The sequence below is a fragment of the Lentzea sp. genome (assembly GCF_035525475.1).
In the GTDB taxonomy this organism is placed as follows: domain Bacteria; phylum Actinomycetota; class Actinomycetes; order Mycobacteriales; family Pseudonocardiaceae; genus Lentzea.
This window is the reverse complement of record NZ_DATLEC010000036.1, coordinates 1-22,470: the sequence shown is the minus strand read 5'-3', so window position 1 is coordinate 22,470 and position 22,470 is coordinate 1. Positions and strand designations below refer to the sequence as shown.

General features: G+C 69.6%; 19 protein-coding genes and 1 pseudogene. 1 reads left to right on the top strand and 19 read right to left on the bottom strand.

Annotation, left to right across the window (positions count from 1 at the left end; translation table 11 throughout):
- The 19 genes from nuoN to VM306_RS05490 all read right to left on the bottom strand — a co-directional run.
- A partial coding sequence (gene nuoN / locus VM306_RS05580; RefSeq protein WP_325511577.1) for an NADH-quinone oxidoreductase subunit NuoN occupies positions 1-1,409 on the bottom strand: 1,409 nt, incomplete at its 3' end.
- A 1-nt stretch (position 1,410) separates the two neighbouring features.
- Positions 1,411-2,979, bottom strand: a complete 1,569-nt coding sequence (locus VM306_RS05575) for an NADH-quinone oxidoreductase subunit M (protein ID WP_325511575.1) — start codon at positions 2,977-2,979, stop codon at positions 1,411-1,413.
- The gene (gene nuoL, locus VM306_RS05570; RefSeq protein WP_325511583.1) at positions 2,976-4,883 is read right to left on the bottom strand and encodes an NADH-quinone oxidoreductase subunit L; all 1,908 of its coding nucleotides are present in this window, start codon (positions 4,881-4,883) and stop codon (positions 2,976-2,978) included. Before nuoL ends, VM306_RS05575 begins: the two co-directional genes overlap by 4 nt.
- Before the next feature lie 37 nt (positions 4,884-4,920).
- Positions 4,921-5,220, bottom strand: a complete 300-nt coding sequence (gene nuoK / locus VM306_RS05565; protein WP_325511574.1) for an NADH-quinone oxidoreductase subunit NuoK — start codon at positions 5,218-5,220, stop codon at positions 4,921-4,923.
- Positions 5,217-6,059: an NADH-quinone oxidoreductase subunit J gene (locus tag VM306_RS05560; protein ID WP_325511581.1), complete on the bottom strand. Its 843-nt coding sequence runs from the start codon at positions 6,057-6,059 to the stop codon at positions 5,217-5,219. Before VM306_RS05560 ends, nuoK begins: the two co-directional genes overlap by 4 nt.
- A gap of 5 nt (positions 6,060-6,064) precedes the next feature.
- Positions 6,065-6,580 carry an NADH-quinone oxidoreductase subunit NuoI gene (nuoI, locus tag VM306_RS05555; protein ID WP_325511573.1) on the bottom strand — a complete coding sequence of 172 codons (516 nt, stop codon included), beginning with the start codon at positions 6,578-6,580 and terminating at the stop codon, positions 6,065-6,067.
- A 2-nt stretch (positions 6,581-6,582) separates the two neighbouring features.
- The gene (gene nuoH / locus VM306_RS05550) at positions 6,583-7,878 is read right to left on the bottom strand and encodes an NADH-quinone oxidoreductase subunit NuoH (protein ID WP_325511579.1); all 1,296 of its coding nucleotides are present in this window, start codon (positions 7,876-7,878) and stop codon (positions 6,583-6,585) included.
- A 23-nt stretch (positions 7,879-7,901) separates the two neighbouring features.
- Entirely contained in the window at positions 7,902-10,364 is a 2,463-nt protein-coding gene (locus tag VM306_RS05545) for an NADH-quinone oxidoreductase subunit G (RefSeq protein ID WP_325511571.1), read from the bottom strand.
- Positions 10,361-11,641, bottom strand: a complete 1,281-nt coding sequence (gene nuoF / locus VM306_RS05540; RefSeq protein ID WP_325511569.1) for an NADH-quinone oxidoreductase subunit NuoF — start codon at positions 11,639-11,641, stop codon at positions 10,361-10,363. Before nuoF ends, VM306_RS05545 begins: the two co-directional genes overlap by 4 nt.
- A gap of 10 nt (positions 11,642-11,651) precedes the next feature.
- A complete protein-coding gene (gene nuoE / locus VM306_RS05535) occupies positions 11,652-12,371 on the bottom strand; it encodes an NADH-quinone oxidoreductase subunit NuoE (RefSeq protein WP_325511567.1) in 720 nt (239 codons plus the stop codon).
- Positions 12,368-13,801 (bottom strand): NADH-quinone oxidoreductase subunit D, encoded by a 1,434-nt coding sequence (locus VM306_RS05530; protein WP_325511565.1) that lies wholly within the window; start codon positions 13,799-13,801, stop codon positions 12,368-12,370. The genes nuoE and VM306_RS05530 overlap by 4 nt, the downstream gene beginning before the upstream one ends.
- Positions 13,798-14,544 (bottom strand): NADH-quinone oxidoreductase subunit C, encoded by a 747-nt coding sequence (locus VM306_RS05525; protein WP_325511563.1) that lies wholly within the window; start codon positions 14,542-14,544, stop codon positions 13,798-13,800. Before VM306_RS05525 ends, VM306_RS05530 begins: the two co-directional genes overlap by 4 nt.
- Positions 14,541-15,092: a NuoB/complex I 20 kDa subunit family protein gene (locus VM306_RS05520; RefSeq protein ID WP_089915533.1), complete on the bottom strand. Its 552-nt coding sequence runs from the start codon at positions 15,090-15,092 to the stop codon at positions 14,541-14,543. The genes VM306_RS05525 and VM306_RS05520 overlap by 4 nt, the downstream gene beginning before the upstream one ends.
- 7 nt (positions 15,093-15,099) lie before the next feature.
- Positions 15,100-15,465 (bottom strand): NADH-quinone oxidoreductase subunit A, encoded by a 366-nt coding sequence (locus tag VM306_RS05515; protein WP_167975087.1) that lies wholly within the window; start codon positions 15,463-15,465, stop codon positions 15,100-15,102.
- Positions 15,466-15,731: 266 nt separating this feature from the next.
- Positions 15,732-16,997, bottom strand: coding sequence for a geranylgeranyl reductase family protein (locus VM306_RS05510; protein WP_325511556.1), 1,266 nt, complete (start codon positions 16,995-16,997; stop codon positions 15,732-15,734).
- 36 nt (positions 16,998-17,033) lie between these two features.
- A complete protein-coding gene (locus tag VM306_RS05505) occupies positions 17,034-19,112 on the bottom strand; it encodes an ATP-binding protein (RefSeq protein ID WP_325511554.1) in 2,079 nt (692 codons plus the stop codon).
- A 32-nt stretch (positions 19,113-19,144) separates the two neighbouring features.
- A complete protein-coding gene (locus VM306_RS05500; protein ID WP_325511552.1) occupies positions 19,145-19,855 on the bottom strand; it encodes a demethylmenaquinone methyltransferase in 711 nt (236 codons plus the stop codon).
- A gap of 36 nt (positions 19,856-19,891) precedes the next feature.
- A complete protein-coding gene (locus VM306_RS05495; protein WP_325511550.1) occupies positions 19,892-20,989 on the bottom strand; it encodes a glycosyltransferase in 1,098 nt (365 codons plus the stop codon).
- On the bottom strand, positions 20,986-22,059 hold the full coding sequence (locus VM306_RS05490; protein WP_325511548.1) for a glycosyltransferase family 1 protein: 1,074 nt from the start codon (positions 22,057-22,059) through the stop codon (positions 20,986-20,988). Before VM306_RS05490 ends, VM306_RS05495 begins: the two co-directional genes overlap by 4 nt.
- Positions 22,060-22,203: 144 nt before the next feature.
- Here VM306_RS05490 and VM306_RS05485 point away from each other — a divergent pair.
- Positions 22,204-22,470: pseudogene (locus VM306_RS05485) on the top strand (inositol monophosphatase); the annotation flags it as partial.

Here is a 22,470-nt window from a genome sequence, read left to right as displayed (position 1 = left end):
AGCACCACGACCCGCAGGTAGAAGAACGCAGCCACCGCGCTGACCACGAGCGCCACCACCACCAGCGGTGCCATCCCGTCCGCCAGCGCTGCGCTGAACACCGCGAACTTGCCGGTGAATCCACTGGTCAGCGGGATACCGGCGAGCGCGAAGAGCAGGAAGGCGAAGACCGCGGCAGTCAACGGCGAGCGCTTGGCCAGCCCGGCCCACTGGGACAGGTGGGTGGCCTCACCGCCGGCGTCGCGCACCAGCGTGATCACACCGAACGCGGCCAGCGTGGTGAAGCCGTAGGCGAGCAGGTAGAACATTGTGCCGGACAGGCCCTGCGCGGTTAGCGCGATCGCCCCGACCAGCAGGAAGCCGGCGTGCGCCACCGACGAGTAGGCGAGCATGCGCTTGATGTCGGTTTGGGTCAGGCCCAGCACCGCGCCGATCACCATCGAGACGATCGCGACGCCCCACAGCAGGCCGCGCCACTCCCAGCGGGTGCCCTCGAAACCCACCGTCAGCACCCGCAGGATGCCACCGCAGGCAGCGACCTTGGTGCAGGCCGCCATGAACGCCGTCACCGGCGTCGGCGCGCCCTGGTACACATCCGGGGTCCAGGCGTGGAACGGGCCGACGGCGGCCTTGAACAGCAGGCCCACCACCAGCAGGCCGAAGCCCGCGAACAGCAGCGTGTCCGAGCGGTCCGTGCCGGCGGCCGCGGTGGCGATCGCCGAGAGCTTCACCGAACCGGCGTAGCCGTACAGCAGGGCCACGCCGTAGAGGAAGAACGCGGACGCGAAAGCACCGAGCAGGAAGTACTTCACGGCCGCTTCCTGCGAGAGCAGGCGACGGCGGCGAGCCAGGCCGCACAACAGGTACAGCGGCAGCGACAGCACTTCCAGCGCGATGAACATCGTCAGCAGGTCGTTCGCCGCGACGAACGTCATCATGCCGCCGAGCGCGAACAGCGTGAGCGGGAAGACCTCGGTCTGCATGCCGGTCTTCGTCGCCTGCGCGCGGTCCTGGATGGTGCCCGGACGGATCGCGGCCTGGGCCACGAACGCGCCACCGGGCTCCACCGAGCGGTCGGCGATCAGCAGGACCGACCCGAAGGCCAGCACCAGCAACGTGCCCCACAGGAACAACGCCGGCGTGTCGACCGCGATCACGCCGGCCAGCGTCGCCACGCCCTGGGCGGGCTTGCCGTCCGAGGTGGCGTAGACGATCAACGAGCCGGTGGCCCCGACCAGCGTCAGGAGCGACAGCACGAGCTGCACGGCCCACCGCTGGTGCTTGGGCAGCAACGCTTCCAGCAACACGCTGACGCAGGCCGCGCCGAGCACGATCAGCACCGGCGCGATCGCGCCGTAGTGGATCTCCGGCGCCTCGATCTGTTGCGCCTGAGCGACGAGAAGGTTCACGTCACTTGCCTTCCTGCACGGAGACCGGGTCGGTCACGCCGACCTCGGTCAGCGTCGCCCCGACAGTCGGGGTGATGACGTCGAGCACCGGCTGCGGGTAGAACCCGAGTGCCAGCACGATGACAACGAGCGGTGCGAGAACCGCGATCTCGCGCTTGGTCAGGTCTCCGATCGCCGTCTTGCGCTCCGGGTCGCCGACGGCTCCCGGACCAGCGGCGGCGCCCACGAGGGCGTCCCCGCGCAGCGGGCCGGTCATCATCCGCTGGTAGAGCCACAGCACGTAGAGCGCCGCGAGCACCATGCCGACCGTCGCGAGGATCGTGTGGACCGGCCGCGTCGGGAACGAGCCGATCAGCACCAGGAACTCGGAGACGAACGAGTTCGTGCCCGGCAGCGACAGCGTGGTCAGACCCGACAGCAGCAACATGCCCGCGAGCAGCGGCGCCACCTTCGACATGCCGCCGTAGTCGGAGATCTGCGACGAGCCACCGCGCGCGATCACCATGCCGACCACCAGGATCAGCATGCCGGTCGAGATCGAGTGGTTGAGCATGTACGACACCGAGCCCACGCCTGCCTGCGACGTGAACGAGAAGATGCCGAGGGCGATGAACCCGAAGTGGGCGATCGAGACGTAGGCGAGGAACCGCTTCATGTCCCGCTGGCCCGTGGCGAGCAGCGATCCATAGAGGACACCGGCCACCGCGAGCACGAGCACGTACGGCGCCAGGTTCTTCGACGCTTCCGGGAACATCGGCAGCAGGTAGCGCAGCATGCCGAACGTGCCGACCTTGTCCAGGATGCCGACGACGATCACCGTGACGCCGATGGGCGCCTCGGCGGCCGCGTCGGGCAGCCAGGTGTGGAACGGCACGAGCGGCGCCTTGATCGCGAACGCCAGGAAGAAGCCGAGGAACAGCCAGGTCTGCGTCGTCGAGTCGGCGTCGCTGACCACCTTCACGAGCGTCGCCCAGTCGAAGGTGCCCTTGCCCAGCTCGTCCGACGCCATCGCGTAGGCGCCGATCGCGGAGGCCAGCATGATCAGGCCGCCGAGGAACGAGTACAGGAAGAACTTGACCGCCGCGTACTGCCTGCGCGCGCCGCCGTAGCCGCCGATCAGGAAGTACATCGGGATGAGCATGACCTCGAACAGCACGTAGAACAGGAAGACGTCGGTGGCGGCGAACACCGCGACCGTCACCGCCTCCTGCACCAGGATCAGCGCGAGGTACCCGCCCTGCGACCGGCCGGCGGGCAGCTTCTCCGTCCAGCCGGCACCGATCACCAGCGGGATCAGCAGCGCGATGACCGCGATCATCACCAGCGCGATGCCGTCGATGCCGAACGACAGCCGCACGCCGAACGCCGGGATCCAGTCCACGCCGGTGGCGAGCTGGATGCGGTCGCCGTCCGGGTCGTAGGCGGTCCACAGCAGGACGGCGAGCACGAGCTCCACGAGCGAGAACGCCAGAGCGGCGAGCTTGGCCGTGCGGTCGTTCTTGCGCAGGAACGCCACCACCAGCGCGCCGACGAGCGGCACCACCAGCAGTGCGATCAGAACCCAGGTCACGAGAACCTCACCACCAGGAGCGCCCCGAGCACGAAGATCGAGCCCAGCAGCATGGACAGTGCGTAGGAGCGGACGAACCCGGTCTGCAGCCTGCGCAACCGGCCGGAGCTACCGCCGAGCAGCGCCGCGGTGCCGTTGACCACGCCGTCGACGCCCTTCAGGTCGAGGAACACCAGCGCGCGGGTGAGCCAGGTGCCCGGCCGCGCGAAGAGGGCCTCGTTCAGTGCGTTGCCGTAGAGGTCCGCACGGGCCGCGCGCACCGGCCAGGCCACCCGCGCCGGCCTCTCGACCGGCTGCTTGCGGCGGCCGAAGAGCAGGAACGCGAGTCCGGCGCCCGCCAGGGCGAGCACGACGGTCAGGATCCCGACCATGCCGTGCGAGATCACGCCGTGCTCTTCCTTCAGCTCGCCCAGAGAGGGCTCCAGCCAGCCGGCCAGACGCCCGCCGGACGAGAGGAACCAGCCACCGCCGACCGAGCCGACCGCGAGGATGATCATCGGAACGGTCATCGACAGCGGGGACTCGTGCGGGTGGTACTCGCGGCCGTCCTCGGACTTCAGGTCCTTCCAGCGGGGCTGGCCCAGGAAGACGAGGATCAGCAGGCGCGTCATGTAGAACGCGGTCAGCGCGGCACCGAGCAGTGCGACGCCGCCGAAGACGTACGGGCGCCAGCCCTCCCCCGTGAACGCCGCCGCGATGATGGCGTCCTTCGAGAAGTAGCCCGCGAACGGCGGGATGCCGATCAGCGCGAGGTAGCCGAGCGTCCAGGTGACGAAGGTGATCGGCAGGAACTTGTAGAGCCCGCCCATCCTGCGGATGTTGCCCTCGTCGTTCATGCCGTGCATGACCGAACCGGCGCCGAGGAAGAGCCCTGCCTTGAAGAAGCCGTGCGTCAGCAGGTGCATGATGCCCAGCGCGTAGCCGATCGGGCCGAGGCCGACCGCGAGGATCATGTAGCCGATCTGCGAGACCGTCGAGTACGCCAGGACCTTCTTGAAGTCGTCGTAGGCGCAGCCGATGATGCAGCCGATCAGCAGCGTGACGCCACCGATGATCATCACGACCAGGCGGCCGTCCTCGCTCAGGTTGTAGAGCGGGTTCGAGCGGGCGATGAGGTACACGCCCGCGGTGACCATCGTCGCCGCGTGGATCAGCGCGGACACCGGGGTCGGGCCTGCCATGGCGTCCGGCAACCAGGCCTGGAGCGGGAACTGACCCGACTTGCCGCAGGCGCCCAGGAGCAGGAGCAGCGTGATCGCGAGGACCTCGGCGGAGGAGAACTCGCCGACGCGGCTGAAGACCTCGGTGTACTGCGTCGTCCCGAGCCTGTTGAACATCAGGAAGATCGCGATCGCGAGGCCCAGGTCACCGACGCGGTTCATCAGGAAGGCCTTCTTGGCCGCCGATGCCGCTTCCGGCTTGTACTGGTACCAGCCGATCAGCAGGTACGAGGCGAGACCGACGCCCTCCCAGCCGAAGTACAGGGTCACGAAACCGTTGCCCAGCACCAGCAGGAGCATGGCCGAGACGAAGAGGTTGAGGTAGGCGAAGAACTTCCGCCTGCCTTCCTCGTGCGCCATGTAGCCGACCGAGTAGATGTGGATCAGCGAGCCCACACCGGTGATCAGCAGCACGAACGTGAGCGACAGCGGGTCGATCCGCAGTCCGAACTCGACGGTCAGCGCGTTGACGTCGATCCAGTTGAACAGGTGCACGTTCTGCACCCGCTCCTCCGGTGACAGCCCGAGGGTCGAGAAGAACAGGGCGAGTCCGTAGCCGAACGCGCCGAGGATCGTGGCGCAGCCGAGCAGGTGGCCCCACTTGTCGGTGCGCTTGCCACCGACCAGCAGCACCGCCGCGCCGAACGCGGGCAGCGCCAACAAAAGCCAGGCGAGAGAAGCGATCCCGCTGGCGGCAACTGGTTCCGTCACCGGTGACCCCTCAGTACTTCAGCAGGTTCGAGTCGTCGACCGAGGCCGAGCGACGCGTCCGGAAGATGGACATGATGATCGCGAGGCCGACGACGACCTCCGCCGCGGCGACGACCATCACGAAGAACGCCATCACCTGACCGTCGAGCGTGCCGTTGATCCGCGCGAACGTCACCAGGCTCAGGTTGACCGCGTTGAGCATGAGCTCGACGCACATGAAGACCACGATGGCGTTGCGGCGCACCAGCACGCCGATGGCGCCGATGCTGAACAGCAGTGCCGACAGCAGCAGGTAGTACGTGGGAGTCACGACTCACTTCCCTTGAGCGCGTGCGAGTCCGGCCGGCGCCCCTTGCCCGCGACGTCGGAGACGTCGTCCGACAGCGTGGACTTGTCGGTCGCCTCGATGACCTCGAACAGCGACTCCTCCGACACGCTGCCGTCGGGCAGCAGGGCGGGGGTGGCCACCGAGTTCGCGGTGGCGAAGACACCGGGACCGGGGATGGACCCGACCCGCTTGCCGTCCTGGAAGCGCTCCTCGACGAGTTCCTTCTGCGTCTTCTTGGAGGGCTTCCCGTCGCGGCCGACGAAGGCCAGGATCATCGCGCCGAGAGCGGCGGTGATCAGCAGCGCCGACGTGAGCTCGAACGCGAACAGGTAGTCCGTGAAGAGCTTCTGGCCGATGTTGCCGACGTTGCCGCCGTTGGTGGTGTTCGCCTCGGCGAGACCGCGGGGCTCGACCGAGTTCAGCGCGCGGCCGACGGAACCGACCATCAGCACGGCGAACCCGATGCCGAGCAACGCGGCAGCGAGCCGCTGGCCGCGGATGACCTCGACGACGGAGTCCGAGCTGTCGCGGCCGACCATCATCAGCACGAACAGGAACAGCATCATGATCGCGCCGGTGTAGACGATGATCTGCACGAAGCCGAGGAACGGCGCCTGCTGGACCATGTACAGCACACCGAGGCTGAGCATCGTGACGACGAGCCACAGCGCGGAGTGCACGGCGTTGCGCGCGAAGAGCATGCCGAGCGCGCCGGCCAGCGCGAGCGGGCCGAGGACCCAGAACGCGATCGCCTCACCGGTGGTGACGGTGTCGACCACGCGCTGCACGGGCTCGGGCTGCGCGGCCAGGAAGCTCACCAGGAGGCTCACTGCTGGGCCTCCTTCGCGAGCTGCGGCCCGTTCACGTAGTAGTCGTTCTCGTTGTCGCCCAACCGCATCGGGTGCGGCGGCTGCTCCATGCCGGGCAGCAGCGGCGCCAGCAGGTCCTCCTTGGTGAAGATGAGGTCCTGGCGGTTGTCGTCGGCGAGCTCGTACTCGTTCGTCATCGTCAGCGACCGGGTCGGGCACGCCTCGATGCACAGACCGCAGCCGATGCAGCGCAGGTAGTTGATCTGGTAGTCGGCACCGAAGCGCTCACCGGGCGAGTAGCGCGCCTCCTCGGTGTTGTCGCCACCCTCGACGAAGATCGCGTCCGCCGGGCAGGCCCACGCGCACAGCTCGCAGCCGACGCACTTCTCCAGCCCGTCGGGGTGCCTGTTCAGCTGGTGACGGCCGTGGAACCGCGGCGCGGTCACCTTCTTGACCTCGGGGTACTCCTCCGTCACCACCTTCTTGAACATGGTGCCGAAGGTGACTCCGAAGCCTTTCAGGGACTCGAACATCCCTACTCAGCCTCCTTACCGGTGGTGACGGCTGCCGTCTCCTTGGGGAGAGTGGCGACCTTGACCTTGCGTTTCGGCGCGGCCTTGGGAACGACGAGGTCGAGCGGCGGCACGGGGAAGCCGGAACCCGCGAGCGGAACGCCCTTGGAGTCCTGGACCTTCTTGTCCGGCAGCAGGAACGAGACCAGCAGCACGAGGCCGACGATCACGCCGAGCGCGATGAGCCGCTGCGCCGTGGAGAGCTGCTGGATCGCGCCGGTGCGGATGACCGCGACGGCCATGATCCAGACGAGGCTGGTCGGGACGAGGACCTTCCAGCCGAGCTTCATGAACTGGTCGTAGCGCAGGCGGGGAAGCGTGCCGCGCAGCCAGATGAAGAGGAACAGGAAGAACAGCGTCTTGCCGATGAACCACAGCAGGCCCCACCAGCCGGTGTTCATGAAGTCGCCGCTCCACGGGGCGTGGTAGCCGCCGAGGAAGAGCGTCGTCGCGAGCGCCGAGACGGTGACCATGTTGACGTACTCGGCGAGGAAGAACAGCGCGAACTTCAGCGAGCTGTACTCGGTGTGGAAACCACCGACCAGCTCCGACTCGGCCTCGGGGAGGTCGAACGGCGCGCGGTTGGTCTCGCCGACCATCGACACCACGTAGATCACGAAGCTGGGGAACAGCAGGATGCCGAACCAGCCGGGGATGCCGCCGAGCACGGTGCTCGCCTGGGCTCCGACGATGTCACCGGTCGACATCGAGCCGGTGAACATGATCACCGCGACGATCGACAGGCCCATCGCGATCTCGTAGGAGATCACCTGCGCGGCCGAGCGCAGGGCGCCGAGCAGCGGGTACGGCGAGCCGGAGGCCCAGCCGGACAGCACGATGCCGTAGACGCCGATCGAGGAGCAGGCCAGCACCACGAGCACGCCGACCGGGAGGTCGACGAGCTGCAGCGCGGTCTGCTCGCCGAACATGCTGACCTCGCCGGCGATCGGGATCACCGAGAACGCGAGGAACGCGGGGATGCAGGAGATCACCGGCGCGAGGAAGAACACCCACTTGTCCGCGAGGACCGGGCGGATGTCCTCCTTGAACGCGAGCTTCAGACCGTCCGCGAGCGACTGGAGCCAGCCGTTCGGGCCGACCCTGTTGGGGCCGGGGCGGTGCTGCATGCGCGCGACGACCTTGCGCTCCCAGTTGATCATGAACAGGGTCATGACCACGAGGAAGGCGAAGATGCCGACGACCTTGACCAGGACCAGCCAGATCGGGTCGTCCGCCAGGAGCTTGGCGGTGTCGCCGATCTCCGCCGCGAGGAACTGCTGGGTCATGACTTCACCCCGGAGGAGGAGTTTCCGCTGACGGAGACGATCGAGCCGTGGCCCGCGCCGAGCGTGGCCCGGACGGTCACGTCACCCGAGTTGGTGGGCAGCCAGATGACGCCCTCGGGCAGGTCGTCGGTCTCGACCGGGAGCGTGATCGCGCCGCGCTCCGTGGAGACCGTCACGTAGCCGCCGGCCTCCAGGCCGAACTGCGCCGCGGTGGTCTCCGCGACCTTCGCGACGACCGGGCGGGCCGTGCCGGCGAGGTGCGGTTCGTCGACCTGCAGCGAGCCGTTGCCGATCAGGCGGTGCCACGTGGCGAGCACGGCCTGGCCGGGGCCGGCCGGGGACTGCAGCGGCGCGGCGACGTTGAGCGAGGAACCGGTGACGGCGCCCTCGCCCAGGCGGGCCAGGTCGGCGGCCGAGGCGGCGGGCGTCTGCGTGAACAGGTCCGCGTCCATCTCCACCGCGAGGGTGTCGAGCACGCGGCAGTCCGGCAGCGCGCCGGTGCCCTCGAGCGTCGTGCCGAACTCGCGGCGGCGGCCCTCCCAGTTGAGGTAGGTGCCGGCCTTCTCGACCGCCGGGGCGATCGGGAGCACGACGTTCGCGTGCGCGGTGACCGCGCTCGGACGCAGCTCCAGGCTCACGATGAAACCGGCTCCCGCCAGGGCCTTCTCCGCCAGCACGGGGTCCGGCAGGTCGAACGGGTCGACGCCGCCGACCAGCAGGCCGGACAGCTGACCGTTCGCGGCGGCCTCGAGGATCCCGGTGGTGTCGCGGCCGGGCGTCGCGGGGAGCGAGCCCTCCTCGAGGCCCCAGGTGCGCTCGACCTCGGTGCGCGCGGCGGCGTTCGCGACGTGGCGGCCACCGGGCAGCAGGTTCGGCGTGGCACCGACCGCGAGCGCACCGCGCTCACCGGCACGGCGCGGGATCCACGCGACCTTGGCGCCGGTGCGCTCCGCGAGCCGCGCGACCGCGGTGAACGCGCCGGGGATCTCGGCGGCGCGCTCGCCGACGAGGATCACCGCACCGGGCTTGGACAGCAGCTCGACGACGTCGGAGGCGTGCTCCGGCAACGCGTTGATGGCGTTCGCCTCGGCACCGGGCACGCAGGCGAGCAGCGTGCCGAAGGTCTTCTCGACGGCCGGGGTCGTGTACTGGCCGAGGTGGAAGACCTTCGTGGTGCCCCTGCGGGCGGACTTGCGCAGGCGCAGGAAGACGATCGGCGCCTCTTCCTCGGGCTCGAACGCGACCAGCAGCGCGGCCGGCGCGGACTCGATGCCCTGGAACGTGACGCCGTTGTCCGGGTCGGTGAACACCGTGGTGCCGGACAGGAACTCCAGCTCCTCGGCGGAGTGCGGCCGGGCGCGGAAGTCGATGTCGTTGGTGCGCAACGCGATCCGGGCGAACTTCGAGTACGCGTAGGCGTCCTCGACGGTCAGCCGGCCACCGGTGAGGACACCGACGCCGTTCGCGTCGCGCGCCGCCGCCAGACCCGCCGCGGCGGCCTGCAGGGCCTCGGTCCACGAGGCCTCGCGCAGCTCACCGGACTCCTCGTCGCGCACCAGCGGCCGCTTGATGCGGTCGCCGGTCGTGGCGTAGCGGAAGGCGAACCGGCCCTTGTCGCAGATCCACTCCTCGTTGACCTGCGGGTCGTCGCCGGCGAGCTTGCGCTGCACCTTGCCGCGCCGCCAGTCGGTCCGCTCGGCGCACCCGGAGGAGCAGTGCTCGCAGACGCTCGGCGTCGACACGAGGTCGAACGGGCGGGCGCGGAAGCGGTAGGCCGCCGACGTCAGCGCGCCGACCGGGCAGATCTGGATGGTGTTGCCGGAGAAGTAGCTCTGGAACGGCTTCTCCTTCGCCACACCGATCTGCTGCTGCGCGCCGCGCTCCAGCAGCTCGATGAACGGGTCACCGGCGATCTGCGCGGAGAACCGGGTGCAGCGCTGGCAGAGCACGCAGCGTTCGCGGTCGAGCAGCACCTGCGTGGAGATGTTGATCGGCTTCGGGAACGTCCGCTTGTGCTCGTGGAAGCGGGAGTCGGCGCGGCCGTGGGCGAGCGCCTGGTTCTGCAGCGGGCACTCACCGCCCTTGTCGCAGACCGGGCAGTCCAGCGGGTGGTTGATGAGCAGCAGCTCCATCACACCCTGCTGGGCCTTGTCCGCGACCGGCGAGGTCAGCTGGGTCTTCACGACCATGCCGTCCGCGACCGTCATCGTGCAGGAGGCCTGCGGCTTCGGCATCGGCCGGCCGCCCATCTCGACCTCGACGAGGCACTGGCGGCAGGCGCCCGCGGGCTCCAGCAGCGGGTGGTCGCAGAAGCGCGGGATGACCGTGCCGAGGCGCTCGGCCGTGCGGATCAGCAGCTCGCCCTTGGGCGCGACGATCTCGACGCCGTCGATGACGAGCTTCACGTGTCCTTCTGGGACGACGAGCTCGGCGGTGGGCTTGTCGGGCGCGATGGTCATGCGTTCGCTCCAGCCAGGACACGAGAGTTCTGGTCGCAGAGCGCCAGGAACTCGTCCTTGAAGTACTTGATGCCACTGGTGATCGGGCTGACGGCACCGTCACCGAGCGCGCAGAAGGAACGGCCGAGGATGTTGTCGCAGACGTCGAGCAACGTGTCGATGTCGCTCGCCGTGCCGTTGCCCGCCACCATCCGCTGCAGGATCTGCACGAGCCAGTACGTGCCCTCGCGGCACGGCGTGCACTTGCCGCACGACTCGTGCTTGTAGAACTCCGTCCACTTCATGACGGCCCACGGCACGGACACGGTCTCGTTGAAGATCTGCAGCGCCGTGGTGCCCAGCATCGAACCGGCCTCGGCCGCACCCTCGAAGTCCAGCGGCACGTCGAGGTGCTCCGCGGTGAACAGCGGGGTGGACGAGCCACCCGGCGTCCAGAACTTCAGCGGGATGCCGTCCTTCATGCCCCCGGCCATGTCGAGCAGCTGCCGCAGCGTGGTGCCCATCGGCGCCTCGTACTGGCCGGGGCTCGTGACGTGACCGGACAGCGAGTAGATCTTCGGACCGGGCGACCGGTCGCGACCCATCTCGCGGAACCAGTCCGCGCCACCGTTGACGATGAAGGGGACCGACGCGATGGTCTCGACGTTGTTCACCACGGTGGGCGACGCGTAGAGGCCCGAGGTCGCGGGGAACGGCGGCTTGAGCCGCGGCTGGCCGCGACGGCCCTCCAGCGAGTCGAGCAGCGCGGTCTCCTCGCCGCAGATGTACGCGCCGGCGCCGGCGTGGATCACGAGGTCCAGGTCGAACCCGCTGCCGAGGATGTCCTTGCCCAGGTAGCCCTTGGCGTACGCCTCGCGCACCGCCGCGTTGAGGCGGCGGATGCAGTGCAGGACCTCGCCGCGGACGTAGATCGCCGCGAAGTTCGCGCGGATCGCGTACGACGTGATGATCACGCCCTCGATCAGCGAGTGCGGGTCCGCCATCATCAGCGGGATGTCCTTGCAGGTGCCGGGCTCGCCCTCGTCGGCGTTGATGACGAGGTAGTGCGGCTTGCCGTCGCCCTGCGGGATGAAGCCCCACTTCATGCCGGTGGGGAATCCCGCGCCGCCGCGGCCGCGCAGCCCGGAGTCCTTGCACTGCTGGATGAGCTGGTCCGGGTGGGCCTTGAGCGCCTTGGGCAGGGCGGTGTAGCCGCCGGTGCGCTCGTAGGTGTCGATCGTCCAGGACTTGGGCTCGGTCCAGCGCTTGGTGAGAACGGGAGTCAGCGGGTCAACCATCGGTGTTCCCCTACTTCTTTTCCGGCAGTGCAGGGAACTCGGCGTTCTCGGGGGTCGCCGGGGCGTCCCAGCCGCGTTCCTGGGCGATCTTGGCTCCGCGCAACGTCTCCGCGGCCGCCGACGGGCCGTCGAGGTCGGCGTCGCGACCCTCGAAGAACCCGGCGAGCTGGAGCTCGGCCTGCTTGAAGTCGGTGAGCGGGGCGCCGCGGGTGGGGGCGGGCTTCTCCCCCGACTGCAGCGCCTGCACGAGAGCCAGCGCCTTGTCCGGCGTCTGGTTGTCGTAGAACTCGTAGTTCACCTGGAGAACCGGGCCGAGGTCGCACGCGGCGAGGCACTCGGCGTGCTCCAGGGTGATCGAGCCCGGCGTGCCCGGCTCGCCCGCGGTCTCCTCGTGGCCCACGCCGAGGTGGCTCTTGAGCCTCGAGTAGATCTCGTCGCCGCCCAGGGCCGCGCACAGCGTGTTCGTGCAGACGCTCACGAGGTGCTCACCGCACGGGCGGCGCTTGTACATCGTGTAGAACGTCGCGACCGCGCTGACCTCGGCCTCGGTCAGGTCGAGCTGCCCGGCGCAGAACCGGATGCCCTCCTGCGAGACGTAGCCCTCGACCGACTGCACGAGGTGCAGCATCGGCAGCAGGGCACTGCGGGCCTGCGGGTAGCGGGCGATGATCGCCTGCGCGCGGTCCGCGGTGGACTGGTCGAACGTCGTGGTTTCTGGCGCTTGAGTCATCGGTCGCAACCACCCATCACCGGGTCGATCGAGGCGACGGACGCGATCACGTCGGCGACCATGCCGCCCTCGCACATCGCGGGCATCGACTGGAGGTTCACGAAACTGGGTTCGCGCAGGTGCACGCGCATCGGGCGGGAGCCGCCGTCGGAGACGACGTGGTAGCCCAGCTCGCCGCGCGGCGACTCGACCGGCACGTACACCTGGCCGGGCGGGACCTTGAAGCCCTCGGTCACCAGCTTGAAGTGGTGGATGAGCGACTCCATGGACTGGCTCATGATCTTGCGGACGTGCTCGAGCGAGTTGCCCATGCCGTCGCTGCCGATCGTGAGCTGCGCGGGCCACGCGATCTTCGCGTCCTCGACCATCACCGGACCGGTCGGCAGGGTCTTCACGACCTGCTTGATGATCTTCAGCGACTGGTGCATCTCCTCGAGGCGCAGCAGGTACCGCGCGAAGCAGTCCGCCGCGTTCGAGGTCGGCACGTCGAAGGAGTAGTTCTCGTAGCCGCTGTACGGCTCGATCTTGCGCAGGTCCCAGGCGAGGCCGGCGGAGCGCAGGATCGGGCCGGTGATGCCGAGCGCGAGGCACGCGTCGACGGGCAGGTAGCCCACGCCCGCGAGGCGGTTGCGCCAGATCGGCTGGCCGGTGAGCAGCTTGTCGTAGTCCGGCAGCCGCTTCTCCATGACCTTGACGAACGCGGTGATCTTCTCGACCGCGTCGTCGGGCAGGTCCTGCGCGAGGCCGCCGGGGCGGATGAACGCGTGGTTCATGCGCAGGCCGGTGAGGTGCTCCAGCAGGTGCAGGGCCTCCTCGCGCTCGCGGAAGCCGGAGGTCATGCCGGTGAGGGCACCGAGCTCCATGCCGCCGGTGGCGAGCGCGACGAGGTGCGAGCTGATCCGGTTGATCTCCATCAGCAGCACGCGGATCGCCTGCGCCTTGTCCGGCACCGTGATGCCGAGCAGCTTCTCGACCGCCATGCAGTACGCGGCCTCGTGGTGCAGCGGCGCCAGGTAGTCGGTGCGCGTGATGAACGTGACGCCCTGGACCCAGTTGCGGTATTCGAGGTTCTTCTCGATGCCCGTGTGCAGGTAGCCGATGACGCTGCGGGCGTGCGTGACGCTCTCGCCCTCGAGCTCCAGCACCAGGCGGAGCACGCCGTGCGTCGACGGGTGCTGCGGGCCGAGGTTCATGACGATGCGCTCGTCGTGGACGGCGTCCGCCAGCACCTCGTCCCAGTCGCCGCCGGTCACCGTGTAGACGGTGCCCTCGGTGGTCTTCCGGGAGTCCGCGACCTCCGCGCTGCCGGTGCTGGTGCCGGTGCCGGTGCTGGTGCTGGTGCCGGTGCTGGTGTCGACGTCGTCCGTGCTGTCGCTGCCGGTCGCGCTGGTGTTCGTCCCGGTGGTGACGTCGGAAAGTCGCTCGGTCATGAGTAGGACCGCCTCTGGTCCGGCGGAGGGATCTCCGCGCCCTTGTACTCGACGGGGATGCCGCCCAGCGGGTAGTCCTTGCGCTGCGGGTGGCCGTCCCAGTCGTCCGGCATGAGGATGCGGGTCAGTCCGGGGTGACCGTCGTAGATGATCCCGAACATGTCCCAGGTCTCGCGCTCCTGCCAGTCCGCCGTCGGGTAGACCTCGACGAGGCTCGGCACGTGCGGGTGCTCGACTTCGACGGCGACTTCCAGCCGGATGCGGCGGCGGTACGTCATCGACGTGAGGTGCGTGACCGAGTGCAGGCGCTGCGGTACGCCGACGCCGTAGTCGACACCGGACACCGAGCTGCACAGCTCGAAGCGCAGCGACGGGGTGTCGCGGCAGATGCGCGCGACCTCCAGCAGCGTCTCCGGCCGGAGGTAGAAGGTGATCTCGCCGCGGTCGACCGTCACCTGCTGCACCGTGTCGGCCGGCAGACCCTTCTCGCCGATGGCGGCGAAGATCTCGTCCGCGACCTCGTCGAACCAGCCGCCGAACGGGCGCTCGGACGGAGCGGCCACGTGGGCGGGCAGGCGCAGGCCGCCGAAGCCGGACGTGTCACCGGAGCCGGTGACACCGAAGAGGCCCTGGCGCTCCTTGCCCGCGAGGATCGGCGCCTTGGCCTTCGCCTCTCCGTTGGTCTTCTCGAGGCCCTCTCCCGCGCGGTCCGCGCTGGAGTTCACTCCCCCTGGCTCGGTCACTTCTTCCTCGCAAAACGCTCGGACGACGGGATCAGGTCGGTGCGGTAGCCCGAGTCGGCGAGCGCCTTGGCGCGCACGGCGCCCAGCGGCTCGTCCATGATCTTGGCGTGGATCTTGAGGATCGCGTCCATCAGCATCTCCGGCCGCGGCGGGCAGCCCGGCAGGTACATGTCGACGGGCACGACGTGGTCGACGCCCTGCACCACCGCGTAGTTGTTGAACATGCCGCCGCTGCTGGCGCACACGCCCATGGCCAGCACCCAGCGCGGCTCGGGCATCTGGTCGTAGATCTGCCGCAGCACCGGCGCCATCTTGTTGGTGACCCTGCCCGCGACGATCATCAGGTCCGCCTGGCGCGGTGAGGCCCTGAAGACCTCCATGCCGAAGCGGGCGAGGTCGTAGCGCGGACCACCCGTCGTCATCATCTCGATGGCGCAGCAGGCCAGGCCGAAGGTGGCAGGCCACAGCGAGGACTTGCGGGTCCAGTTGACCAGCTTCTCGACGCTGACCAGCAGGATGCCGTTCGGGAGCTTCTCCTCGAGACCCATGACTTCCTCAGTTCCAGTCGAGGCCGCCGCGACGCCACACGTAGACGTACGCGAAGCCGACCGTGGCGACGAACAGGACGATCTCCACCAGCCCGAACAGGCCGAGCTTGTCGGCAGCCACGGCGAACGGGTAGAGGAACACCATTTCGATGTCGAACAGGATGAAGAGCATCGCCGTGAGGTAGTAGGCGACGGGCATGCGCCCACCACCCACGACCGGCTGCGGGCTCGGCTCGATGCCGCACTCGTAGGCGTCGAGCTTGGCCCTGTTGTAGCGGCGGGGTCCGATGTAGGGCGCTGCGGTCACCGAGAACAGTGCGAACGCCCCGGCTAGCGCGAACATCAATACGAGGGGGAGGTAAGGGTCAAGCACGCTCCGTCGTCCTTTCCTCGTGGTCGAGGCGCACCCTAAGGGTGTTGTTCCGCCACTCGTTTGTTAGGCGAACCTAACAAACGCTTGTGAAACAGTTCACAAGCTTGATCAGACTGTTGTGAAGTGATTCACAAGGTCGATCGCCAGTGTAGAACGCCTGTAAATGACCTGGATCACAGGGTCTGACCTGGGGCTTTAACATGACGGACACAAACGAAACGGCACCGGCTCGTATTGAGCCGGTGCCGTCACCTATTCGGACTAATTCAGGCCGTCGGAGCGAGCTTCGTGGCGGCCACGATGAGGCGGTCCATTGAGTCGCCGTCCTTGGGGTCGTAGAGGCCCGCGAGCAGCTTGAGCACGAGTTTCATCAGCCGTTTCCGCGGCATTCCGTACTTCGTTGCGGCCCGCATGACCGCCGGGTTGCCGATCAGCTTCGAGAAGACGTTGCCGAGCCGGTAGTAACTGCCGAGCGCCTGCTCGATCCGCACCGGGTAGCCGTGCAGCGCCCGTTCACGGTTGACGCCGGTCCGCGCGAGGGCCTGGACGATGCTCTCGGACGCGATCTTGGCCGACTCCATCGCGTAGCCGATGCCCTCGCCGTTGAACGGGTTGACCATGCCGCCGGCGTCGCCGACGAGCACGAGACCCGCGCGGTAGTGCGGCTTGCGGTTGAGGCCCATGGGCAGCGCGGCGCCACCGATGCGGCTCGTCGCGTTCTCCTCGCGGAAGCCCCACTCCTCCGGGGTTCCGTCGAGCCAGGACCGCAGGAGCTGGCGGTAGTCCGTGGTGCCGTAGGCCTTCGACGTGCTGAGGATGCCCAGGCCGACGTTCACGCTGCCGTCGCCCATGCCGAAGATCCAGCCGTAGCCGGGCAGCAGCTGCCCGTCCGGCGCCCACAGCTCGAGGTGCGACTCGAGGTAGTCGTCCTTGGTGCGCGGGCTGGCGTAGTAGCGGCGGACCGCGACGCCCATCGGCTTGGCGTCGTCCTTCTGCATACCGACGCTCAGGGCGAGCCTGGCGGACACGCCGTCGCAGCCGACGACGATCGGCGCGCGGTAGGTGACCGGGTTCTTCTCCGGCCCCTGCTTGGCCTCGACGCCGACGACCCGGCCGTTCTCGACGATCGCCCTCGTCACCGTCGTGTGCTCGTGCATGCGCGCGCCAGCGGCCTTCGCGGCGTTGGCGAGCATCTCGTCGAAGTCCAGGCGTGGGCGCACGACACCGTAGTTCGGGAACGTCGCCAAGTCGGGCCAGTCGAGCTCCATCGTGATGCCGCCGCCGACCACGCGCAGGCCCTTGTTGTGGAGCCAGCCGTTGCTCTCACGGGTGTCGATGCCCAGGTCGATCAGCTGCTTGACGCCCCGGGGGGTGAGGCCGTCGCCGCAGACCTTCTCCCTGGGGAAGGTGCTCTTCTCCAGGAGGAGGACGTCGAGGCCCGCCCTGGCCAGGTAGGTCGCCGCGGTCGAGCCCGCCGGTCCCGCCCCCACCACGATGACGTCGGCGTCCTCGTTGATCCCGCGCCTGCTCATCCAGACTCCCTCGTGTGCCGTGACTCCCCAGCGACTCTAACCGGCGCTCGCTGAGACCAGGGCCGCCAGGCGCTCCCGCAGCTCCGGTGCGCGGTGGTCGCCGCGCTCCTCGAGGACGAGCAGCGCCTCGCGCCAGCACGCCAGTGCCCGGTCGCGTGCGCCGAGCTGCCGCAGCGACTCGCCGAGCGTGTCGAGCAGGAGCGCGTGGTTGCGCGGGTTGTCCTGCGGCACTTCGTGCCCCAGCGCCCGTTCGCACATCTCGACGGCCTCGGCGTGGGCTCCCGCCACCTGCCTGGCGCGTGCCATGGCGTGCCACGCGTAGCTGCGGAAGTGGTCGGTGACGTCCAGCAGTGCGAGGCAGCATTCCGCGTGCAGGAGCGCCTGTTCGTGGTCACCGAGTCCGGCGTGCACCCCGCTGAGGCAGAACTCGGTGAAACCGCGCATCCGGGTCCCGTCCGGCCCCAGGGCGAGTGCCCGGTCCAGGAACGGCAGCGCATCGGCGTACCGCCCCAGTTCGAGGTGGACCCAGCCGAGGTGGCTGAGGGCCTCGGCGCACAGCACCGGGTCGTCGATCTCACGAGCCAGTTCGACGTTGGCCTGCAACGTGTCGATCGCCTGCCGCCAATCGCCGGAGGCGCAGTGCAGCTGGCTCAGGGCCTGACCGGCCAGGCACACCGCCCGCGGGTCACCGGCCGCCTCGGCCGCGAGCACGCCGAGCCGGCACACCTCCAGCGCCTCGTCGAAGCGCCCGACCAGGCTCAGCTGCCCGGAGGCGATGCCGGCGAGCAGCATCGTGATCCCCGGCAGGTCGTGGCACGCCGCCATTCGCACGAAGCCGACCGCGTTCTCGAACTCGGCGGCGACCCACGCCCAGACCTCCTCCACCGTGCCGAGGTCGATCTCCAGGCCGGTGCTGGTGGCCACCCGCGCACCCATGTGCATGTCCGCCCTGTCGGGGAAGAGGAGCACGAACGCCTTCCTGGCGTGGTGCGCGACCCATTCGAGCAGGCGGTGAACGGTCTGGTCGCGATCGTCGTCCTGGTCGGCGAGATCGGCGGCGTAGGCCCGCAGCAGGTCATGGCACGTGTAGCGGTCCTTGCCCACCGGGTCGAGCAGGTGCTGCGCGGCGAGGGCGGACAGCAGTCCGCGCGCGCCGGATGGTGTGGCGTCGCACAGGACCGCTCCCACGTGCACGCCGACCGTCACCGAGGGCAACAGGCCGATCCGCCGGAACATCCGCGCCTGTTCGGGAGGCAGACGGCGGTAGGACCAGTCGAACACGGGCCGCACCGCGTTGCGGGCGTCGTCGGGAACGCTCAGCGCCTCCAGCCGTTCCGACCGGAGCTCCGCGACGAGCGCGGCGACCGTCAGGTGCGGGTTCGCGGCGATGCGTCCGGCGGCGATCCGCAACGCCAGCGGTAGCCGCGCGCACGCGTCGACCAGGGCGGTGACGGCGGCCGGCTCGGCGGGGCGGGACCCCAGCACCGTGCGGACCAGGTCCGCCGCCTCCTCGCCGGTGAGCAGCGGCAACGCGACCCGTCTCGCTCCTTCGCGGATCTCGAGGCCGGTCAGGGCGGACCTGCTCGTCACCACCACGCATCCGGGACCGCCCGGCAGCAGCGGGCGCACCTGCTCCGCGTTGGTGGCGTTGTCGAGGATGACCAGCACCCGGCGGTCGACCAGCAACGACCGGTAGAGCGAGGCACGGGCTTCCAGGTGTGGAGGGACCCGTTCGGGCGCGATGCCGAGCGCGGTGAGGAAGTCGGCCAGTACCTCGCCGGGAGCGGCGGGGCGCCCAGGGCCGTAGCCGTGCAGGTCCGCGAAGAGGGTGCCGCCGGGGAAGTGCCGCTGAGCCTCTCTCGCCCATCTCACGACCAGCGCGCTCTTGCCCACGCCCGCGGTGCCGACCACGGCCGCGAGCGCGGTGGAGGCGGTGTCGGTGAGCAGCAGGTCGAGCGCGGCGAGGTGCTCGGTGCGGCCGACGAAGCCGGGTGACGCGAACGGCAGCTGCCGCGGCACCGGCGGGTGGTCCGGCGCCGACCCCACCACGAGGTGCCCGACGTACCCCGCCTGCACGGCGTTGCCGCGGTTCTCACCGAGGTCGTTCGTGTTCACACGACCCAGTGTGACGCGGTTCCGCGCTCAGGTCAGGCGTCGTCCGCCTTCTTCTGCTTGGGCTTGGTCGCGCGGTGCAGCGCCACCATCCCGCCGGTCAGGTTGAACCACGCCACGTCCTCCCAGCCCGCCTTGGCGATGAGCTCGGCCAGCGTGCGCTGGTCCGGCCACGAGGCCATGGACTCGGCCAGGTAGGAGTAGGCCACCGGGTTCGAGGAGACGAAGCGGGCGATGAACGGCAGCAGTTTCAGCAGGTAGCGCATGTAGACGAAGCGGAACGGCTTCCACACCGGCGTGGAGACCTCGCAGATCACCATGCGGCCGCCCGGCTTCACCACGCGGGCCATCTCGCGCAGGGCGACGACGGTGTCGTTGAAGTTGCGGATGCCGAAGGACACCGTGACGGCGTCGAAGGAGCTGTCCTTGAACGGCAGGCGCAGGGCGTCGGCGGCGACCTTCGGAACGCGCCGGTGTGTGCCAGAGGCGAGCATGCCCACGGAGAAGTCGGCGGCCACGCACCAGGCGCCCGACTCGGCGTACTCCACGGTCGAGACGGCGGTGCCCGCGGCCAGGTCGAGCACCTTCTCGCCGGGGCGGGCGTCGAGCACCCGCCTGCTCCACTCCCGCCAGCGGCGGTCGAAGCCCAGCGTCATGACCGAGTTCGTGCGGTCGTAGCCCTTGGCCACGCCGTCGAACATCTCGGCGACCTCGCGGGGGTTCTTGTCCAAGCCGGCACGCGACATGCCCAAGAGACTAAGTCAGGATCGCTGAGATCATCTTCAGGGCACCTTCAGCGCCGTGAGCATGCCGTCGACCGCCGCGTGCCACGGGTACTCCTCCGCGCGCGCCCTCGCCGCCTCCCGTGAACCCGACGCGAGCAGGCGCTGAGCCGCGGAAGCGAACGCGGGGGCGTTGTCGGGGACGGCCGCGCCGCACGACGGCTGGACGATCTCCTTCAGCGCGCTGCTCCGGCTGACGACGACCGGGGTGCCGCTCGCCAGGGCCTCCAGGGCGGCCAGGCCGAACGTCTCGTGCGGACCCGGCGCCAGCGACAGGTCGGCCGAGGCGAGCAGGGAGGCGACGTCCGAACGGGACTTCACGAAGCCCAGGAACGTCACCGGCAGACCCGCCGCGCGCTTCTCCAGCGCGGAACGGCGGGGTCCGTCGCCCGCGATCACCAGGCGCGCGGAGTGGCCCTGCTCGTGCAGCTCGGCCAGCGTGTCGACGGAGCGTTCGACGTGCTTCTCCGGCGACAGCCGTCCACAGTGGATCAACAGGTTCTCCTTGCCCTGCAACAGGTCTCGCCGCAGGTCGGCGGAGTGGCGAGCGGGGGTGAACGTCGTCAGGTCGACGCCCAGCGGCACCTGCGTGACGTTCAGGGCGCCGATGCGGTCGAACTCCTCGCGGGCGAACGCCGTCGTGCACACGACCGTGTCGTAGGAGGCGGCCATGCGGCGGTTCGCCCAGTCCGCGCCTCGTTCGGCGGGGCGTTCGGGCAGCACGAACCGCAGCAGGCGGTCGAGGCGTTCGTGGGAGATCACGACGTTGGGGATGCCGCGCTCGCTCGCCCACGCGCCCATGCCGCGCAACGTCAGGCGGTCGGACACCTCCAGCCTGTCGGGCTCGAGCTGGTCCATCAGGCACTTCACGCGCCACGGGTCGACGACGCGGTAGCCGCCGGTGTACGGGATCTTCACCGCGGGGAGCGTGACGCGGCGGACGCCGCCGGGCAGCACCTCGTCCGCGCGGCGGTCGCCGGGGACCACCAGCACCACCTCGTGGCCCGCCTGGACGTAGCCGGTGCCGAGGTGGTGCAGGGCCGTGCGGAGCCCGCCCGACTTCGGCCCGTAGAAGTTGGCCAGCTGAACGATCCTCAAGCGGCCGCCCGGTGAGTGAGTCCGATCACTGCGGCGTAATGGCCCATCAGCTCGTCGCAGACCGCGGACCAGGTGCGGGAGAGCACCGACTTGCGGGCGGCGAGGCCGAACCGCCTGCGCCGCAGCGGGTCGCGCAGGAGGTCGGCGTACTGCGCGATGTCGTCCTCGAACAGGTACCCGGTCCGCCCGTGCGCGACCAGGTCGCGCGGGCCGCCGGCGTTCGGCGCCAGCACCGGCAGGCCGGTCGCCAGCGCCTCCTGGACGGCCTGGCAGAACGTCTCGTGCGGTCCGGTGTGGATGAAGACGTCGAGCGACGCGTAGGCCTCCGCGAGCGCCTGGCCCGTGCGGAAGCCGAGGAACTCCGCGTTCGGCAGGTCGCGCTCCAGCTGCTCGCGGTCGGGGCCGTCGCCGACGATCCGCAGCCTCACGCCGGGCAGGTCGTGCAGCTCTTTCAGCCGGTGCACCTGCTTCTCGGGCGCGAGGCGGCCGACGTAGCCGATGGTGAGCTCGTCGTTCTGCTTGGAACGCGGGTGGAAGAGGTCGACGTCGACGCCGCGGCCCCACCGGTGCACGCGCGGCACCCCGTGCCGCTCCAGCGCCTCGACCGCCGAGCTCGACGGCGCCAGCGTGCGGTCGGCGAGCGTGTGCAGGCGCTTCGTCCAGCGCCACGCAGCCCGTTTCGTCAGCCCGAGCCCGTAGTTGCCGGCGAACCCGGCGACGTCGGTCTGGTAGACCGCGACCGTCGGGGTGCCCAGCCGGCGAGCCGCCGACAGGCCGCGCGCGCCCATCACGAACGGGCTGGCCAGGTGGACGACGTCCGGCCGGAAGTCGGCCAGCGCGGTCAGCACGCGGCGGGTGGGCACGCCGACGGGCAGCGAGCTGAACCTCGGCAGGTCCACCGCCGGGACGCGCACGACCGGCGTGCCCCGGTGCTGGTCCGCGCCTGCGCCCGGCGCCACGACCAACGCCTGGTGACCGTGCGCCCGCAGGTGCTCCAGGATCCGCAGTACCGAGTTGGACACCCCGTTGACCTGGGGCAGGAAGCTTTCGGTGACGATCGCTACGCGCACACCGATCACCCTGCGATGCGCAGGACACGGTGGCGTGACAGCTCGGCCAACGCCCGTCGAACTCCTCGCGTCGCGGTTGACGTTGGTTCGGCGTTCACCTTGAGTACGCGGGACGGTCACTCCCTGCGGTGACACTAGGTCGGCATGACCGTCTTGTCGTCCCGACCCGCTCAGCCCGTCGATCCCGGCCTGGTGTCGATCGCGCTGGAGGTGGCGGGCCGACTCGCCAACGACGCGTCGGACGTGATCATGGCGACCGCCGGGCGCGGCGCGCGACCGGGTGACGACGACGCTTCGCCGTTCGACTGGGTGACCGACACCGACCGCACGCTGGAGCGGCACACCCGGCGGGTGCTGGCGGCGGAGTTCCCGGACATCCCGGTGTTCTGCGAGGACAGCGACGCCGACGTG

Bases quoted from the DNA above. Each gene is read 5' to 3' on its own strand.
- VM306_RS05500 (WP_325511552.1), bottom strand. From the start codon at position 19,855: ATGTCGCGTGCCGGCTTGGACAAGAACCCCCGCGAGGTCGCCGAGATG.
- VM306_RS05545 (WP_325511571.1), bottom strand. From the start codon at position 10,364: ATGACCATCGCGCCCGACAAGCCCACCGCCGAGCTCGTCGTCCCAGAA.
- nuoI (WP_325511573.1), bottom strand. From the start codon at position 6,580: ATGTTCGAGTCCCTGAAAGGCTTCGGAGTCACCTTCGGCACCATGTTC.
- nuoE (WP_325511567.1), bottom strand. From the start codon at position 12,371: ATGACTCAAGCGCCAGAAACCACGACGTTCGACCAGTCCACCGCGGAC.
- nuoF (WP_325511569.1), bottom strand. From the start codon at position 11,641: ATGGTTGACCCGCTGACTCCCGTTCTCACCAAGCGCTGGACCGAGCCC.
- VM306_RS05510 (WP_325511556.1), bottom strand. From the start codon at position 16,997: ATGAGCAGGCGCGGGATCAACGAGGACGCCGACGTCATCGTGGTGGGG.
- VM306_RS05530 (WP_325511565.1), bottom strand. From the start codon at position 13,801: ATGACCGAGCGACTTTCCGACGTCACCACCGGGACGAACACCAGCGCG.
- VM306_RS05520 (WP_089915533.1), bottom strand. From the start codon at position 15,092: ATGGGTCTCGAGGAGAAGCTCCCGAACGGCATCCTGCTGGTCAGCGTC.